At 39.1% G+C, this 18,384-nt stretch carries 18 protein-coding genes; 15 read left to right on the forward strand and 3 right to left on the reverse strand.

Features of this window, described 5'->3' with window-relative positions; translation table 11 throughout:
* The first annotated feature begins 48 nt into the window (after positions 1 to 48).
* The 9 genes from PX700_RS10365 to PX700_RS10405 all read left to right on the forward strand — a co-directional run bounded on the left by PX700_RS10365 (position 49) and on the right by PX700_RS10405 (position 8,982).
* A complete protein-coding gene (locus PX700_RS10365) occupies positions 49 to 1,128 on the forward strand; it encodes a pilus assembly protein PilM (protein ID WP_415637804.1) in 1,080 nt (359 codons plus the stop codon).
* Positions 1,116 to 1,688: a PilN domain-containing protein gene (locus PX700_RS10370; protein ID WP_415637805.1), complete on the forward strand. Its 573-nt coding sequence runs from the start codon at positions 1,116 to 1,118 to the stop codon at positions 1,686 to 1,688. The genes PX700_RS10365 and PX700_RS10370 overlap by 13 nt, the downstream gene beginning before the upstream one ends.
* Positions 1,678 to 2,283 carry a type IV pilus inner membrane component PilO gene (locus tag PX700_RS10375; RefSeq protein ID WP_415637806.1) on the forward strand — a complete coding sequence of 202 codons (606 nt, stop codon included), beginning with the start codon at positions 1,678 to 1,680 and terminating at the stop codon, positions 2,281 to 2,283. The genes PX700_RS10370 and PX700_RS10375 overlap by 11 nt, the downstream gene beginning before the upstream one ends.
* Positions 2,280 to 2,819, forward strand: a complete 540-nt coding sequence (locus tag PX700_RS10380) for a pilus assembly protein PilP (RefSeq protein ID WP_415637807.1) — start codon at positions 2,280 to 2,282, stop codon at positions 2,817 to 2,819. The genes PX700_RS10375 and PX700_RS10380 overlap by 4 nt, the downstream gene beginning before the upstream one ends.
* Positions 2,806 to 4,917 (forward strand): type IV pilus secretin PilQ, encoded by a 2,112-nt coding sequence (locus PX700_RS10385; protein ID WP_415637808.1) that lies wholly within the window; start codon positions 2,806 to 2,808, stop codon positions 4,915 to 4,917. Before PX700_RS10380 ends, PX700_RS10385 begins: the two co-directional genes overlap by 14 nt.
* 184 nt (positions 4,918 to 5,101) lie before the next feature.
* Positions 5,102 to 5,620, forward strand: coding sequence for a shikimate kinase AroK (aroK, locus tag PX700_RS10390; protein WP_004589350.1), 519 nt, complete (start codon positions 5,102 to 5,104; stop codon positions 5,618 to 5,620).
* 27 nt (positions 5,621 to 5,647) lie between these two features.
* Entirely contained in the window at positions 5,648 to 6,718 is a 1,071-nt protein-coding gene (gene aroB / locus PX700_RS10395; protein WP_415637809.1) for a 3-dehydroquinate synthase, read from the forward strand.
* Entirely contained in the window at positions 6,719 to 8,071 is a 1,353-nt protein-coding gene (locus tag PX700_RS10400; RefSeq protein ID WP_415637810.1) for an AAA family ATPase, read from the forward strand. It begins immediately after the preceding gene.
* A gap of 53 nt (positions 8,072 to 8,124) precedes the next feature.
* Complete coding sequence (locus PX700_RS10405) at positions 8,125 to 8,982, forward strand: Dam family site-specific DNA-(adenine-N6)-methyltransferase (RefSeq protein ID WP_415637811.1); 858 nt, start codon at positions 8,125 to 8,127, stop codon at positions 8,980 to 8,982.
* Here the strand turns inward: PX700_RS10405 and PX700_RS10410 are convergent.
* Both PX700_RS10410 and PX700_RS10415 read right to left on the reverse strand, forming a co-directional pair.
* Complete coding sequence (locus PX700_RS10410; protein WP_415637812.1) at positions 8,939 to 9,124, reverse strand: DUF2970 domain-containing protein; 186 nt, start codon at positions 9,122 to 9,124, stop codon at positions 8,939 to 8,941. The genes PX700_RS10405 and PX700_RS10410 overlap by 44 nt on opposite strands.
* 3 nt (positions 9,125 to 9,127) lie before the next feature.
* Positions 9,128 to 9,424: a hypothetical protein gene (locus PX700_RS10415; protein WP_415637813.1), complete on the reverse strand. Its 297-nt coding sequence runs from the start codon at positions 9,422 to 9,424 to the stop codon at positions 9,128 to 9,130.
* Between the two features lie 161 nt (positions 9,425 to 9,585).
* Here PX700_RS10415 and rpe point away from each other — a divergent pair, with 161 nt between their 5' ends.
* From rpe to trpS, 3 genes are read left to right on the forward strand one after another with little or no spacing between them, the layout of a single operon-like run.
* Positions 9,586 to 10,269, forward strand: coding sequence for a ribulose-phosphate 3-epimerase (gene rpe / locus PX700_RS10420; RefSeq protein WP_197140480.1), 684 nt, complete (start codon positions 9,586 to 9,588; stop codon positions 10,267 to 10,269).
* Positions 10,269 to 10,934, forward strand: coding sequence for a phosphoglycolate phosphatase (locus PX700_RS10425; RefSeq protein WP_479520678.1), 666 nt, complete (start codon positions 10,269 to 10,271; stop codon positions 10,932 to 10,934). The genes rpe and PX700_RS10425 overlap by 1 nt, the downstream gene beginning before the upstream one ends.
* 32 nt (positions 10,935 to 10,966) lie before the next feature.
* Positions 10,967 to 11,971: a tryptophan--tRNA ligase gene (trpS, locus tag PX700_RS10430; protein ID WP_415637815.1), complete on the forward strand. Its 1,005-nt coding sequence runs from the start codon at positions 10,967 to 10,969 to the stop codon at positions 11,969 to 11,971.
* Between the two features lie 188 nt (positions 11,972 to 12,159).
* Here trpS and uvrA read toward each other — a convergent pair whose 3' ends face one another.
* Positions 12,160 to 14,985, reverse strand: a complete 2,826-nt coding sequence (uvrA, locus tag PX700_RS10435) for an excinuclease ABC subunit UvrA (RefSeq protein WP_415637816.1) — start codon at positions 14,983 to 14,985, stop codon at positions 12,160 to 12,162.
* A 162-nt stretch (positions 14,986 to 15,147) separates the two neighbouring features.
* On the opposite strand from uvrA, the gene PX700_RS10440 reads away from it, so the two are divergent.
* From PX700_RS10440 to arsH, 3 genes are all read left to right on the forward strand, one after another.
* On the forward strand, positions 15,148 to 16,515 hold the full coding sequence (locus PX700_RS10440) for an MFS transporter (protein ID WP_165741171.1): 1,368 nt from the start codon (positions 15,148 to 15,150) through the stop codon (positions 16,513 to 16,515).
* Positions 16,516 to 16,535: 20 nt separating this feature from the next.
* Positions 16,536 to 17,261, forward strand: a complete 726-nt coding sequence (ssb, locus tag PX700_RS10445; protein ID WP_149593365.1) for a single-stranded DNA-binding protein — start codon at positions 16,536 to 16,538, stop codon at positions 17,259 to 17,261.
* Between the two features lie 400 nt (positions 17,262 to 17,661).
* Entirely contained in the window at positions 17,662 to 18,378 is a 717-nt protein-coding gene (gene arsH / locus PX700_RS10450; protein ID WP_415637817.1) for an arsenical resistance protein ArsH, read from the forward strand.
* The last annotated feature ends 6 nt before the right edge of the window (positions 18,379 to 18,384 follow it).

Below are 18,384 nucleotides of genomic sequence, written 5' to 3' on the forward strand. Positions count from 1 at the left end.
ATAAAAATTATAACTTGTTTATTATTAAAACAAAGGCCAAGTTGAAACATGCTAAGTCAACTATTTCAAAAACCGTCCCCGATGATGGTGGGAATTGATATTGGATCGCACTCTATTAAGGCTGTGCTTTTACGTGAAATTGAAACGGGATTTCGACTAGAAGCACTTGCAATTGAGCCAATGCCAAAAGGCGCCATGAGTGAGCGCACAATTCAAGATATTGAAGCAATTGGTAACGTAATTTCAAAATTAAGAAGAAAATTACCAAAATCGTTAAAATCTGCTGCGGTAGCTGTTTCAGGCCAAACAGTCATCACAAAAGTGATCTTCATGGATGTATCGTTAACTGATGCTGAACTTGAATCACAAATTGAAATTGAAGCCGATAGCTTAATTCCATATCCACTTGATGAAGTGAGCCTCGATTTTGAGAAGCTTTCAACGAATGAGGCAGACCCTAGTAAAATGAATGTTTTGCTTTCAGCCGCTCGTACTGAAAGTGTAGAAGCGCGTGTTGGCGCTTTAGAAGCGGCAAACTTAGAAGCCAAAATAGTTGATGTAGAAAGCTATGCGTTAAGTCGTGCAATGGATGTTTACTACCAACAGCTACCTAGCGACGCATTTAATAAATGTGTGGCTGTGGTTGATATTGGTGCAGTTTTAATGCTTGTGAGCGTTGTTCAAGCAGGTGAGACAATTTATACCCGAGACCAGGTTTTTGGTGGCGACCAATATACAAATAGTATTGTTGCTTATTATAATAAAGGCTTTGATGAAGCTGAAATTGGTAAAACATCAGGTGATTTACCGCCAAACTATACCTTTGAAGTGCTAGCCCCTTTTCAAACCTCATTACTTCAACAAGTGCGACGTGCGGTACAAATGTTTTTAACAACCAGTGGCAAAGATCAGATAGATTATATTGTCTTAACGGGTGGCACATCGATGATAAAAGGTATTGACCGATTACTCATTGAAGAACTCGGTATTCACTCTGTCGTTGCTGAGCCTTTTGATAATATGGAAATCTCCCCTAAAGTAGATCGCAACGTGATGCAGCGTCACAAAACGCAATTTGCAATTGCGACCGGGTTGGCATTAAGGAGCTTTTCAACATGCCACATATAAATTTACTGCCTTGGCGTGAATTACAACGCGAAGAATCGAAGAAGAAATTCGTAACTATACTTGTTGGTGTCGTTATACTTTGTTTTGCGAGTATGTATTTATTGAGCTCTTTTTATGGTGCTTTAAAAGATGGTCAAAACTTAAAAAATAACTATTTAAGTTCAGAAATTAGCATGTTAGACAAAAAAATAAGTGAAATAAGAGGCTTAGATAAAAGAAAAGAAAACTTACAACAGCGTATGAGGCTTATTGAAGAATTACAAAGCAGCCGTAATCTGGGTACGCAAATAATAGATGAAGTAGCTAAAATAGTGCCCGGTGGTGTTTATTTAACAAAACTAGAGCGCAGGGGCAGCCAAATACATGTACTAGGGCGTAGTGAGTCTAATAACCGTTTATCAACAATGCTGCGCGAAGTACAAAGTTCATATTTACTAGAGAATCCTTCAATGCAGGGCATTGTTGCAGGCGATCAATCTTCGCGTTTACTTAGTGATTTTAATATGGAATTTTATGTAAAACCATTTGATAAAATTGGTGAGGTTAGCGATGAACCTTAATTTTAAAGCTCTAAGTGAAATTGATTGGAATGAAATAGAGCTCGATAACATTGGCGATTGGCCTCTTGCTGTTAAAGCAATTTGTTGTGCGTTTGTTGCTGGGCTTGTATTGTTTTTTAGTTACAGCCTATTAGTTTATGATGAAATTGATAGCTACCATAGTGCGGTTGCTAAAGAAGTTGAATTACGTACTACTTATCGTACTAAATATGCAGTAGCGAGTCGGCTCGATGTTTATCGTCAGCAAATGATTGACATGGAAGGTAAATTTTCACAACTATTAAAACGTTTACCTACCTCAAATGAAACCCCTGGCTTACTCGATGATTTGTCGTATGTTGGGACAACGAGTGGCCTGACTTTTTTAAAAATAGGCTGGTTGCCAGAGGTTGAAAAAGAATTTTATACCGAGCTGCCGATTAAAATTGAAGTGATCGGTACCTATCATGAGTTTGGTGAGTTTGTAGGTAAAGTGGCTCAGTTACCACGAATTGTAAGCCTACATGATTTTTCTATTTTATCATCGGGCGATAAACAGTTAACCTTCAGTGTTGTTGCAAAAACATATCGTTATGAAGAAGGGGTTAAAAAATGAAACTCCTTCGCGTAGTGCCTTTAGCGATAGCCTTTGTTTTAATTGGTTGTAATGATGATACTTCTGAACAAAAAGAATTCATTGATCAAGTTAAGGCAAGTACAACACCAAAAGTAGACTCAATTCCTGAACTTACAAAGTTTGAAATATTTGAATATAGTGCAGGGCAGCTACGTAGTCCGTTTGTAGCGCCTCAGCCTGAAATAATTCAAAATAAATTAACGCAAGTAAAAAACTGTTTGCACCCAGATCAAGAGCGTCGCCGCGAACCGTTAGAAAAATACCCGCTAGATAACTTAGCAATGAAAGGCACAATAGGTTCTAGCGGACAAATATGGGCATTAATAACAGCAGCAGATGACACCTTACACCGCGTAACGGTAGGGAATTACCTTGGTAGTTATGATGGAAAAGTAAAAACAGTAAGCAATGATTATATAGAATTAGTGGAATTAATCCCTGATGGGTCTGGCTGTTGGAAAGAGCGTTTGACTAAATTAGAAATGTTAGAGGCGGCAAAAAATGACGCAAATTAATAATAAAAAAGGTAAAAATAGCATGCATAAGGATGAACTTTGGCTTCATCGTATTTCACGAACATTATTGGCTGCTATTGCTTTAGTCACTGTAAATTCAGCCGTTGCAGGGCCATTATTATATGATGTTCGTTATAATCCATTACTTAAAGGCGAAACTGAGTTACAGCTTGTTTTTGATGAAGAGTTAACGCTTGAGCCAAAAGTTCAGGTGTTTAATAGCCCAGCCCGAATCGAAATGTTTTTCGATACTGCAGAGTTAGAGGTTGGTTTAAATGATGTTGAAGTTAATCAAGCTGGAATTAGCAGTGTTACTAATGTTTTAACTAACAGTGGTTTAAAGGTAACGGTAAACTTAGATAGATTAAAAATTTATGAAACTGAAGTTCATAACAACTTAGTATCAATACGCGTATCGGACAACCCTCTTACAGAATCTGAAAATGAAAATGAAGATACAGTGTTGGACTCAGGTGACGTAAGTGGAAATTACATCAACCGTATCCAATCAATTGATTTTAGACGTGGTGAAAAGGGCGAAGCGAAAGTACTCGTATTTTTACAAGACACTCAAGCTGCAATTGAAGTCCACGAAAGTGGCGGTAAAATTTATGCAGACTTTCACCACACCGATATTTTAGATGACCTACTTTATGAATTAGATGTATTAGATTTTGGTACTGTTGTAAGTAATATCGAGACTTTTAAAGAAGATGGATTAAGTCGTGTCGTTATTGAGCCAAACGCTCAGTTTACATTTACGTACCAGCAAATAGATAATATTTTAACGCTGACAGTAGAAAAAGATGAAACGCAAAACGCCTATTTAGATGGTGGCGTTGAATATCAAGGTCGCCCTATGACCTTAAATTTTCAAGATATTTCTGTACGCGCAGCACTACAAATTATTGCGGGCTACAATGACTTTAACTTAGTAACCAGCGATTCAGTAACGGGTAACATAACGCTGCGCTTAGATGGCGTACCGTGGGATCAAGCGCTTGATGTAGTACTGCGTATTAAAGGGCTAGATAAGCGCATGGATGGCTCTATTTTAATGGTAGCACCTACAGAAGAACTAGCTGCACGTGAAGCTAACGATTTAAAAGCTAAACAGCAAGTTGAAGACTTAGAGCCTCTATACAGTGAATACATTCGATTGAACTATGCTAAGGCCGAAAATTTTGCTGACTTATTAAAAACAGATAGAAACAGCATAATAACCGCTCGTGGTAGTGTGTCGGTTGATCAGCGTACAAACACCTTGTTAATTAAAGACACAGTAAAGAGTATAGAAAATATTCGCCGCATGATTGAAACACTCGATATTCCAGTGCAGCAAGTTGTAATAGAATCGCGAATGGTCACAGTGCGTGATAACGTTACTGAAGACTTGGGTGTACGTTGGGGCTTTAGTGACCAAGGTAGTAGTGTTGGTATTTCAGGCTCCCTTGAAGGTGCGGAAGGTATTTATAACGCAACATCAACCTCAAATGCGCCAAGTATTTCAGATCGATTAAATGTTAATTTACCTACATCAAACCCAGCAGCAAGTATTGGCTTGCATATAGCCAAACTGGCTAACGGTACACTCATTGACTTAGAACTAAGTGCGCTTGAAAAAGAAAACAAAGGTGAGATTATTGCTAGCCCGCGTATCATAGCGGCTAATCAGCAAAAGGCGCGAATAGAGCAAGGCACTGAAATACCTTACACTGAATCAGCTTCAAGTGGTGCTACTACTGTAAGCTTTAAAAAAGCGGTACTAAGCTTAGAAGTAACACCTCACATCACACCTGATAATAAAGTAATCCTAGATTTAGTGATTACTCAAGATACACGTGGTGATACCGTACAAACGGGTACAGGTGAAGCTGTCTCTATTGATACCCAAGAAATCCAAACACAAGTGTTAGTTGAAAATGGCCAAACCATCGTACTCGGCGGTATTTTCCAGCAACAAATCATTAATACTACAAGTAAAGTACCAATTTTAGGTGATATTCCTTATGTAGGAAGACTATTTAAAAGCACAAGTGAGTTTAATGAAAAGCGTGAATTACTTATTTTCGTGACACCAAAAATACAAATTGATTAAAATACAGTGGTTTTATGTTAACCAACGGGTGATTATTTAGATTAATTGCCCGTTATATGGCTTTTTATGCTAATTGACTTGAAATACCCCCGCAATTACTGAGATAATCCCCTCCTTAATTTTGGGGCCAGGTCGTTAGGCGGGGTTTTATTTCAAATTTTAGAGTTTGTTTGTACTAAAAGATATGGCTGAGAAACGTAATATATTTCTAGTTGGCCCCATGGGGGCTGGCAAAAGCACGATTGGTCGTCACATCGCTGACCAATTACACCTTGAATTTGTTGATTCTGATCAAGAAATCGAACGCCGCACAGGTGCAGATATTGCATGGGTATTCGATCTTGAAGGTGAAGAAGGCTTTAGACTTCGAGAAGAGTCTGTTATTGGCGATTTAACCGAGATGCAAGGTATTGTACTTGCTACCGGTGGTGGTTCAGTAATGAGCAAAGAAGTTCGAAACAAGCTTTCGGCTCGAGGTATCGTTGTATACCTAGAGACACCGATAGAAAAGCAAGTTGCACGCACGCAACGCGACAAGCGTCGCCCATTACTGCAAACTGAAGAAGCACCTCGTAACGTACTAGAGCGCTTAGCAGAAGAACGCGAGCCACTATACAAAGAAGTTGCTGATTTTGTTGTACGTACCGATGAGCAAAGCGCTAAAGTTGTTGCTAACCAAATCATCGAGAAATTAGATTTTTAAAAACCAATAATAAGGGAATAACCAAGCATGCTTAAATTAACTGTTAATTTGGACGAGCGAAGTTATCCTATTTATATTGGGGAATCTGCACTTCAAGATAATGGCCGCCTGGTTCACCACATTGGTGATTGTCGGCCTATCATCATTACTAATGACACAATAGCGCCTTTATATTTACAAAGGTTACTTGATTCATTAGCTGATCTAAATCCGCTATCTTTTATTATTCCTGACGGTGAACAATATAAATCACTAGAATGGTTTGAAAAAATATCAGCATTTTTACTACAAAATAACTGTGGCCGAGATACATGCTTAATTGCATTAGGTGGCGGTGTTGTAGGTGATCTAACTGGTTTTGTAGCTGCTTGTTATCAGCGCGGCGTACCGTTTATTCAAATACCAACGACAGTGCTTTCACAGGTTGATTCATCGGTAGGTGGTAAAACGGCAGTAAATCATCCTTTAGGTAAAAATATGATAGGGGCATTTTATCAGCCTCAAGCTGTTTTTATTGATACGCAGACATTACACACCTTACCTGAACGAGAGTTTGCAGCAGGTATGGCTGAAGTAATTAAATATGGTCTGATTTACGATACCGAACTATTTGCTTATTTAGAGAAAAATGTAGCTAATTTACAGCAACTCGATGAAGCATGTTTGCAGCATATTATTTTTAGATGTTGTGAAATAAAAGCGCTTATAGTTGCTCAAGATGAAAAAGAACATGGCCTGCGAGCTTTGTTAAACTTAGGTCATACATTTGCTCATGCAATTGAGGCGCAGATGGGTTATGGCGTTTGGTTACATGGTGAAGCTGTTGCAACGGGAATGGTATTGGCAGCTAAACTTGCGCAGACACGCCAAGATTTAAGCGCAGATGAAGTTGAGAGAATTATTAAGCTACTTGAGCTGTATAATTTACCAACAGAAATTCCAAAGCAAATGACTAGCGAGCAGTTTTTAACGCATATGCGTAAAGACAAAAAGAATAAAAAAGGCACTATTCGCTTTATTCTACCTACCCAATTTGGCCAGTGTGCATTAGTTGATAATGTGTCTGATGATCAAGTTAGAGACTTAATCGAGCAGTAAATGCAGTCACAAATTTTACCAAGCCGTGCGGCTTTGGTGGATAGAATCGCACTGCAATTTGAGTACGGGCAAAATTTAGTTGTTTTACTTGGCACTTCTGGGCTAGGTAAAAGCTATATGCTCGAAACCTTCATTACAGATAAATACAACGACTTTAATAAAGCCTTTGTGCAAGTAAGCGCACAAATGACTGACGCTCAGCTAATGAGTGAGCTATTAGAGCAAAGCTTTAACTCTCCCCTGATTGATCACAACTTAAGTTTACCTGAAAACTATTACCAATTACTGCAGCAGCAACCATGCGGACCATGTTTATGGGTACTTGATGGCGGTAGGCAATTATCTGATGAGATGTTAATTGAGCTTGAGTTACTTTCTAAAAACAGCCCAAATACGCTATATATTATAATAGCTTCACAGTCTAAACTGGCTTTAAATAACGCTGTTGAAATTTATTTGGAGCCGCTAACGCTTCAAGAAAGCAAGATGTTATTGCAGGGGTACTTTACAGACTTACCCTATGATGAAGACCCTGTATTTAGTACTTTTTTAGCTGAGGCTCACGGTAATCCCAGCTTATTGCTTGCTTGGCAACCTAGTGAGCACATAGCCGATATTATTGTCAAAGACAAAGTGTCTTGGCGATTACACTTATTGACTTTGATGTTGCTGATTATGCTATTAATTATTGGCCTGCTTTATAAGTCGGATATGACGCAGTGGTGGCAACAGTACTATCAGCAAGAAGAAACACAAGTAGTAAATACAGCAATACCAATAGAGCAAGTAAGTGAGTCGGCTATAAATAAAAATGACTCAATAATTAGCTTAAATGAATCAAAGGTAGTTGAGTCACCTATTAAGTCAGAACGTGTACATACCAATGATGTGCCCGCTATAATGCAAAGCCTTACTGAGTCTGCCAATACTGTTAATGTATTAGACAATGATGTTGATGATAGTGCTAAAAACAAAAGCAGTATAGTAAGTGACGCTAAATCTAAAGCTCTTAAAATAAAAAAAGTAGATACCGTAAAGCTAACTCAGGTTAATCAGAATAATATATGGTATATGCAGCAGCCAGATACAAATAGTGTTATTCAATTATTAGCTGTAACTCAGCAGGAAGTTAGCGATAGTTTTATTGCTCAATTTAATCTACAGCAGCAAACTCATACCTATCAAACCAAACGAAATAATAAAATGTGGTGGGTTGTCACATTTGGCAGTTTTGAAAGTATAAAAGAAGCAAAATCAGCAATGGATACTTTATCTGCTGGGGTTAGAAAAAATAAACCTTTCTATAAAAAAATTAGTAAAATAAAGCAAGAAATAGCACTCGTTGATCAGTAAAACACACTGCTTTAGTGTAAAATCGCGCAACACCAGATTGAAGTAAAGAGCCAATGCAGCAAAAGAGTAGAGCCTTCCTTAAATGGGCCGGCGGAAAATACAGCCTAGTTGAAAATATTAATGCGCGATTAAACCAAGCTAGCAAGCATGCTGATACGTTGGTTGAACCTTTTGTTGGTGCAGGCTCTGTGTTTTTAAATAGTGACTTTAAACACTATATTCTCAACGATATAAATGCAGACTTAATTAACTTATACAAAGAGCTAAAAAGCTCTCCAGATGAGCTGATTAGTGACGCTAAAAAGTTATTTGTAGATTTGAATAATCACGCAGATGCTTATTACGAATATCGTGTGCAGTTTAATCAAAGTCGTGATGTATATGAACGTTCAATATTGTTTTTATACATGAACCGCCATGGTTACAACGGACTCTGTAGGTATAATTTAAAAGGTATTTTTAATGTGCCTTTTGGTAAATATAAAAAGCCTTACTTTCCTGAAAAAGAAATGTATTTTTTTGCTGAAAAAGCACAAAAAGCAACCTTCACCTGTTTAGACTACGATGACGTTTTTAAGTTAGTACCTAACAATGCTGTTATTTATTGCGACCCACCTTATGTACCATTAAGTAAAACGGCTTCGTTTACCTCTTACGCTAAGGGCGGGTTTAATTTAGATGATCAGGCTAATCTGGCTAATCTGGCTGAGAAGGCGGCGTTTGAAAACAACACGCCAGTGCTTATATCTAATCACGATACTGTATGGACTCGAAAAATTTATAGCCAATCATCACTTGATCAAATACAAGTAAAGCGCACTATCAGCCCCAAAGGTGGCTCTAGAAATAAAGTAGACGAGTTAATGGCTATGTATTTAGCACCCAAGCAACCACTGCATAAATTGCGATAACAAAAGCAATAAATAATGTAATCGCAATTAAAATAATAGACTTAGGAGAGTGTTGTTTAAAATCAGCTTGGCGTTTATTTTCAGATTGAACACCAAAAAATGCTGCTAGCACACTTTGCAACGCGCTAATAAATTGCAGCATTATTTAAAATAAGGGTTTTAAAGAAGGAGTATTTTTAGAATCATCAGAACTAGTAAGTAGCTCTAGCAAATCGAGGTAATGAAACTGAGCGCTACGGCTATCGCCAGTTAACCACGAAAACCACGATGACTCTTCTTCAATTTTAATACACGTAGGTAATGTGCTGTTAGCACTTACAGTTTGTGTATTATAGCAATTATTAACCGAGCTTAATTCTTGCTCAGAGCTTGAACCAAAGCTAAACGCCCCGATAAGCAGTAATGCCGACGCAATTAATATCCCAGTTTTAAATGCACGCATGATAAAATCCAATAATTTGTTACTTTTTTAATCATAGCAAATATTGGTTAAATATCAAACTTAAAGTTACCTGAAATAGGGGCTATTACGCCATATTACTTGGGTAACATCTTCAATTAAGTTACATTAACGCAATACACTATTTATTGATGGAGTTAATCATGTTTAACCCAGAGCAAAAATATTTAATTGCCCCTTCTATTTTGTCTGCTGACTTTGCAAAGCTAGGCGAAGATGTTGATAAAGTACTCGCTGCGGGTGCCGATGTGGTTCATTTTGATGTAATGGATAATCACTATGTACCTAACCTTACAATTGGTCCAATGGTGTGTAAAGCACTTAGAGATTACGGTGTAACAGCGCCTATCGACGTGCATTTAATGGTTAAGCCTGTTGATAGCCTTATTCCACTGTTTGCAGAAGCTGGGGCATCAATTATTACTTTTCACCCAGAAGCTAGCGAGCACGTTGATCGTACAATACAGCTGATTAAAGACCACGGCTGTAAAGCAGGCTTAGTGTTTAACCCTGCAACAAGTCTAAGTTATTTAGATCATGTTATTGATAAGCTCGATACCATTTTACTTATGTCGGTTAACCCAGGTTTTGGCGGGCAAAGTTTTATCCCTCATACGCTTGAAAAATTACGCCAAGCAAAACAGCGTATTATTGAGTCAGGCCGAGATATTCGCTTAGAGGTTGATGGGGGTATTAAAGTCGATAATATTGCAGCAGCAGCTCAAGCAGGCGCAGATATGTTTGTGGCAGGCTCAGCTATTTTTAATCAGCCAGATTACAAAGTGGTGATTGATCAAATGCGTGAACAGCTTGGAAGTGTAAAATAATGAAGTACGATATCGCCTTATTTGATTTAGATGGTACCTTGGTTGATAGCGTTTACGATTTATACATAGCCATAAATCTCACATTAACTGACTTAGCATTCCCGATAGTAAGTCAGCGTTTGGTTGAAAGCTGGGTAGGTAATGGTGTTGAAGTACTCGTTAAGCGCGCTTTGAGTGGCGATATGCAAGTGAGTGAACATTTAGATGAATCACTCAGCAGCAAAGCAATTACGCAATTTTATAAACATTATGAGCAACATGTTGGTGAATATAGTGTGTTGTACCAACATGTAGAAACTGGGCTTTCAGCACTTCGTGGTATGTCTAAAGCATTAATCACTAATAAGTCTCGTGTGTTTACAGAGAAGTTGCTTGATAAACTAGCACTAGCGAGCCATTTTGATGTGATTGTATGTGGTGACGACATGGCAAAAAAGCCATCGGCAGAGCCTTTACTATTTGTCTGTAAAAAGCTAAATGTTGAACCTAATAAAGCAATAATGATAGGCGATTCTAAAGCAGATATACTTGCAGCTAAAGCCGCTAACATAGACGTAATTGCACTTAGTTACGGCTATAACCAAGGTGAAAATCTTGCAGATTATAATCCGCAGTACCTATGCGATAACTTCTTAGATATAATACCTGTTCTAACGCAGCGTTAAATATTATTAATTAAGCTAAATAAAGGAAAATCATGAGTAAACCAGTAGTATTAAGTGGCATGCAGCCAACCGGTGGTATGACAATAGGCAACTATGTTGGCGCTATTAACCAGTGGGTTAAGCTACAGGAAGAATGTGATAGCTACTTTATGCTTGCAGATTTGCATGCGATTACGGTACGCCAAGACCCTGAATTACTTCGCGCTCGCGTATTAGACGGAGTTGCACTATATACAGCATGTGGTATTAATCCGGAAAAAGCAGCGTTATTTGTACAATCTCAAGTGCCTGAACATGCTCAACTAGGTTGGGTTTTAAACTGTTATGCGCAAATGGGTGAGCTTAATCGAATGACTCAGTTTAAAGATAAGTCAGCAACGCACGCTAATAATATTAACGTGGGTTTATTTGCTTATCCAGCTTTGCAAGCGGCTGATATTTTATTGTATCAAGCAGATAAAGTGCCAGTAGGGGATGATCAAAAACAACATCTTGAATTAACGCGCGATATTGCTACACGATTTAATAATGTATATGGCGACATTTTTACGCTACCAGAGCCGTACATTCCTGAGTTCGGCGCTCGCGTAATGAGTCTGCAAGATCCGCTTAAAAAAATGTCTAAGTCAGATGAAAACCCAAATGGTTTTATAATGATGCTAGACGAGCCTAAAAAGATTGAGAAAAAACTTAAAAAAGCAGTAACAGACTCAGACGAACAAGCGCGTATTTACTTTGATCGCACAGAAAAGCCAGGAGTATCAAACCTGCTTACTTTATTAAGCGTTGCAACTAAGCGCTCAATTGAAGATCTAGTGCCAGAATACGAAGATAAAATGTATGGCCATTTGAAGAAAGACACTGCCGATGCAGTAGTAAGTATGTTAGAGCCAATCCAAGCCCGCTTTAAAGAGATCAGAGAAGATCAAACGCTTCTTAACAGCATCATGAAAAAGGGCGCTGAAAAAGCGAGTGCTCGAGCAGAAGTTACATTAAAAGCCGTTTATGATGCGGTTGGATTTATTCCACGCCCATAAGGATAGCTCTACCACTTATGTAAAAATGCCGCTTACTTCAAATAAGCGGCATTTTTTATTGGGTACTGATTAATATGACTGACGTGACTATAAACACATTTTATATAGAAATTTGGTAACTCACCCGATACTTTATAATTATACAACCGAGTAACACCGACTTTCCTTATCGTGAGTCAGTAAAGCCTCTATTTACTTAATAGAGGTTTTAGGTAATGCCCAGTATGTGAACGCTCACATTCAGCAACTTCTTCTGGTGTGCCTGCAATGAGTATTTCACCACCGCCAGCACCGCCTTCAGGTCCTAAATCGATAACCCAGTCTGCTGTTTTAATCACATCAAGGTTATGCTCAATAACAACAATGGTATTACCGTGATCGCGCAGACGATGAAGCACTACAAGAAGCTGTTCTATATCAGCAAAATGTAAGCCTGTTGTAGGCTCATCTAATATATAGAGTGTTTTACCTGTATCGCGCTTTGACAGCTCGCGCGCTAGTTTTACACGTTGCGCCTCACCACCAGAGAGAGTAGTAGCGGCTTGACCTAAACGTACATACGATAAACCAACGTCCATCAATGTTTTAAGCTTACGGGCAATAGCAGGTATTTTATCAAAATACTCATGCGCGTCTTCAACAGTCATCTCAAGCACTTGGTGTATATTTTTACCTTTATATTGTACTTCGAGGGTTTCGCGGTTATAGCGTTTGCTCTTACATACATCACACGGCACATATACATCAGGTAAAAAGTGCATTTCAACTTTAATTAAGCCGTCACCTTGGCACGCTTCACAGCGTCCGCCTTTAACGTTAAAGCTAAAGCGACCTACTTTATAGCCTCGTGATCGCGCTTCTTGTGTGCCTGCAAATAACTCACGAATGCCGGTAAATATTCCTGTGTAGGTTGCCGGATTTGAACGCGGAGTACGACCAATCGGACTTTGATCAATATCGATTACTTTATCGAAATGATCTAAACCACTAATTGATTTATAAGGTGCTGCTTCAGCAGTTGTTGCGCCATTTAGCTCTGTATGAGCAAGTTTGAATAAAGTGTCGTTTATTAGTGTTGATTTACCCGAGCCCGATACACCTGTCACACAGGTCATTAAACCAAATGGGATTTTTAAATCCACATTTTTAAGGTTATTACCCGTTGCGCCAAATAGCTCTAGCCATTTGTCGTTAGTTGGGTGACGCTCTTTTGGTATTTCTATTCTACGCACGCCTGATAAAAACTGGCCTGTAACCGACTCTTTACTTGCTAAAATATCGTCGCGCGTACCTTGAGCAATAATATGCCCACCATGAACACCTGCACCAGGGCCAATATCAATAATATGGTCAGCGGCACGGATAGCGTCTTCGTCATGCTCAACCACAATAACGGTGTTACCTAAGTCGCGCAAATGGACCAGTGTTTGTAGTAAGCGGTCGTTATCGCGTTGATGCAATCCAATTGATGGCTCATCTAGTACGTACATTACACCTACAAGGCCAGCACCAATTTGGCTCGCTAAGCGAATTCGCTGAGCCTCACCACCCGATAGTGTGTCTGCACTACGCTCAAGTGATAAGTAATTTAGGCCAACGTTAATTAAAAACGATAAACGGTCGCGAATCTCTTTTAGTATTTTTTCAGCTATTTGGCCTTTTTGTCCGGTTAGCGTTAACCCTTCAAAAAAGCTCATGGCTTCACCAATACTCATGCACGTGATTGCAGGTAAGTTGGTTTTGCCTATAAACACATTTCGAGATTCTTCGCGTAAACGCGAGCCATTACAGCTAGGACATGCTTGGCTTGTTTGGTATTTAGCAAGCTCTTCGCGTACTGAGTTTGACTCAGTTTCGCGGTAGCGGCGATTCATGTTGTTTAAAACGCCTTCAAACTCATGATTACGTGTAATTAAATCGCCACGGTCGTTACGGTAATTAAACGCAATTTTAGTGCTACCAGAGCCATCTAAAATAATTTTTTTCGAGTCGCTGTCTAAATCTTGATAAGGCACATCTAAATCAAAACTATAATGCTCAGCAACGGCTTGTAGCATTTGATAGTAATAAAAGCTGCGTTTATCCCAGCCTTTAATTGCACCGCCAGCAAGGCTTAACTCTGGGTTATGCACCACACGGTTAGGATCAAAATATTGGCGTATGCCTAATCCATCACACGTTTGACACGCACCCGCAGGGTTATTAAACGAAAACAAACGCGGCTCAAGTTCAGTCATTGCATAGCCACAAGTAGGGCAGGCAAAATTTGCTGAGAATAAAATCTCTTCAGCGCTGCTATCGTCCATATATGCAACATGTGCAACGCCGTTCGACATTTCAAGAGCCGTTTCAAACGATTCAGCCAAACGCTGTTGTAAGCCATCTTTTACTTTAAAGCGGTCCACAACAACTTCAATTGTATGTTTTTTGTGAAGCTCAAGCGTTGGTGGATCAGATAAGTCACATACTTCACCGTCGATACGGGCGCGAATATAACCTTGGCTTGATAGCTGCTCTAATAACTTAACATGCTCACCTTTACGCTCTTTTACTATAGGCGCAAGCAGCATTAATTTACTGCCCTCAGGCAGTGCTAAAACGGTGTCTACCATTTGGCTCACTGTTTGTGCCGCAAGCGGTAAATCATGTGTAGGACATCGTGGTTCGCCAACGCGGGCAAACATAAGTCGTAAATAATCGTAAATTTCGGTAATAGTACCCACAGTTGAGCGCGGGTTATGAGACGTTGATTTTTGCTCAATCGAAATGGCAGGAGAGAGGCCTTCAATGTGATCTACATCAGGCTTTTCCATGAGCGATAAAAATTGTCTTGCATACGCAGAGAGTGATTCAACATACCGGCGTTGCCCTTCTGCATAAAGTGTATCAAATGCAAGTGATGACTTCCCCGAACCAGATAGACCAGTAATAACTATTAATTTATCACGTGGAATGGTTAGGCTGATGTCTTTTAAATTGTGCGTGCGGGCGCCTCGGACTTCAATGTTTTCCATGCTATCTCGTTTATTACCAAAATTATTTACTCAGTATCGCATAATACGAAGCAATATTAATCCTTGATCAATGAAAAATCCTTACTTATAGGCGATTAATTATTGCTAAGCTTATGGTAGAATCCCAACCTCAATTTTTCATACTGTAAGATCACATAGATAATGACCGCATCTTCACTTAATTCACGAGAAAAACGCGCCGCTGTATCATTAGCGAGTGTGTTTGCATTTAGAATGCTCGGCTTGTTTATGCTGATGCCTGTATTGGCTATTTATGGACAATCGCTTGAAGGTTTTTCGCCTATTTGGATTGGTTTTGCCATTGGTGCGTATGGTTTAACGCAAGCAGTACTGCAAATACCTATGGGCCGATTATCAGATAAAATTGGTCGTAAAAAAGTTATTGTGGGTGGCTTAGTTGTATTTGCCATTGGCTCTGTAGTGGCTGCATTAGCTGACTCTATTCAAATGGTTACAGTAGGGCGTGCCTTACAAGGTATGGGCGCAATAGCCAGCGCATTGTTAGCGTTTGCTTCAGATTTAAGTCGTGATGAACAGCGACCAAAAGTAATGGCCGTTATTGGCATGAGTATAGGAATGAGCTTTGCCTTTGCTATGTTACTTGGGCCAATTGTTGCAGCCTCATGGGGTATTGCAGGCGTATTTTGGTTAACGGCTGTTTTAGCTGTTGTAGGCATATTTATTGTTACGTTATTGGTTCCTAAAGCCGTTAATAAAGCGCCTAAAGGCGATACATTAGCAAGCTTTAGCGACATTAAAAAATTAATTAAACACCCACAGTTAGCACGATTAAATGCCGGTGTATTGTTACTTCATTTAACGCTAACCACTATTTTTGTTGTACTGCCGAGCCAGCTAATTAAAGATGGCTTAGTTGCTGATCATCACTGGTATTTATATATTCCAGTGCTATTTTTAGCATTTTTATTAATGGTACCAATAATGATTGTGGCCATTAAAAAAGAGAAAGAAAAACAAGCCTTTATTGGCTCTGTAGCCCTGTTAACTATTAGTATGTTAGCTATGTCGGTATGGGTTAATAGCGTAGTTGGTATTGCTGTGTGTATGCTGCTTTATTTTGTGGCATTTAACTTTTTAGAAGCCACAATGCCAGCACTTGTATCGCGTATAGCACCAGCAAGTCAAAAAGGTTCAGCAATGGGCGGCTACTCATCTAGCCAGTTTTTAGGCGCCTTTTTAGGCGGTATGTTAGGTGGCTATGTAGCACAAACAACAACGACACAAGCTGTGTTTGCGGCAGCGGCACTTGTTGGGTTAATATGGCTTATTATTGCGTGGAAAATGCAAGTCCCACCCAAAAGTAAAGTTATTAGTTTAATGACCAAATTAGATTCTGAAGAGCATGCTCAAACACTTGCTTCTCAGTTAGTTGCTTTACCAGGCGTAATAGAAGCAACTGTGGTTCGCGATGAAAGTCGCAGCTATTTAAAGATTAATGATAAAGAATTTGACCTAGACCAAGCTCGTAAAGTAGCTGGTTTAATCTAACATTTATAGGAGATGGTTCCATGGCACGCGGTGTGAACAAAGTAATTTTGGTTGGTAATTTAGGGCAAGATCCTGAAGTTCGTTACATGCCTAACGGCAATGGTGTAGCAAATATTACCTTAGCAACTTCGGATAGCTATAAAGATAAAAACACTGGTCAAATGGTTGATAAAACTGAGTGGCACCGTGTTGTATTTTTTGGCAAATTAGCTGAAATTGTTGGTGAATATTGTCGTAAAGGTTCACAAATTTATGTTGAAGGTAAACTTCAAACACGTAAGTGGACCGATCAACAAGGCCAAGAAAAATACACTACAGAAATAGTTGTAGATGGCTTTACTGGTCAAATGCAAATGTTAGGCGCACGTGGTGGCGATCAACAAAGTGGTGGTTACCAAGGTAATCAATCACAAGGTGGACAACAAAGTGGTGGTTATCAAAATAATCAATCACAAGGTGGTCAGCAAAGTGGTGGTTACGGTCAAAATAATCAAGGCCAAAGTAACCAACAGCAAGGTGGTTATACTCCACAGCAGCAAGCAGCACCTGCAGCGCAGCCTCAATCAGCGCCTGCGCCACAGCAAAATAATCAATACCAACAACCGCAAAGCGGCTTTGCACCACAACAAAACAGTGCACCGCAGCAGCAAGGTGGTTTCGCTCCTAAACCACAAAATGCTCCGCAAGGCGGTGCATCAAACCCAATGGAACCAACCATTGATTTTGACGACGATATCCCCTTCTAAATGATATAAAGTTATTAGTGTTAAGCTAAATGCTTTTAAAGAAGTAACTTAAAAACCCAGCGTAATTGCTGGGTTTTTTGTGCGCACTAAAACGTGAATGAAATAGTAGAAGCAGTAATTTTTATTTTTTAATTTATCTATTGGCATAAATACCCATGTTGCAAAGCTTATTAAGTGCAAAATCTACGTGAAACTATAGTCCTCTGCTTGAGTAAATAGTTGAGCCATTAAAATTAGTTATATCAAATATCTACCATAATACCTCCCATTGTCTTGAGCTAATTTTAAATAACTTAAAAGTAAATTTTATAAAATAGAGTTTGACTTACAAGTCTTTATGTGTGAAATTTCATATATACGGTTTTTCATATGCTTGTTTTTACCAAAGGTTGAGTTATCAATGTCAGAAGTTAATGGGTTACCAAATACAAATAAAGCACACAGTGTTGTTCCACTCACATCAAATTTTAACGTTAGTTTTTCTGAGCATAAACCTAAAATTTTATTGTTATATGGCTCATTAAGAGCGCGTTCTTATAGCAAGTTAGTTATAGAGGAGAGCGCTCGTTTATTAACGCATTTTGGTGCTGAGGTTAAAATTTTTAACCCTGAAGGTTTACCTCAAACCGATAGTGAAGATGAATCACACCCTAAAGTACAAGAGTTGCGAGATTTAATGCTTTGGTCAGAAGGGCAGGTATGGTGCTCACCAGAACGTCATGGCTCAATGACGAGTATATTCAAAAATCAAATTGATTGGGTCCCTCTTAGTCTAGGAGGTGTAAGGCCAACGCAAGGTAAAACATTAGCTGTGTTGCAAGTTAGTGGCGGTTCGCAATCATTCAATGTGGTGAACCAACTACGAGTATTAGGGCGTTGGATGCGCATGGTAACAATACCTAATCAGTCGTCAGTGCCACAAGCGTACCTAGAATTTGAAGAAAATGGACGGATGAAACCCTCTGCGCTCTACAATCGGATTGTTGATGTTATGGAAGAGCTGATTAAATTTACTTTATTATTACGAGATCAAAAAGATTACTTTGCAGAACGCTATTCTGAACGAGTGGAATCTGCAGAAGAGCTTAGTCAACGCGTTAATTTGAGTTCTATTTAGGGGAAT

The sequence above is a fragment of the Pseudoalteromonas sp. TP27 genome (assembly GCF_056470645.1).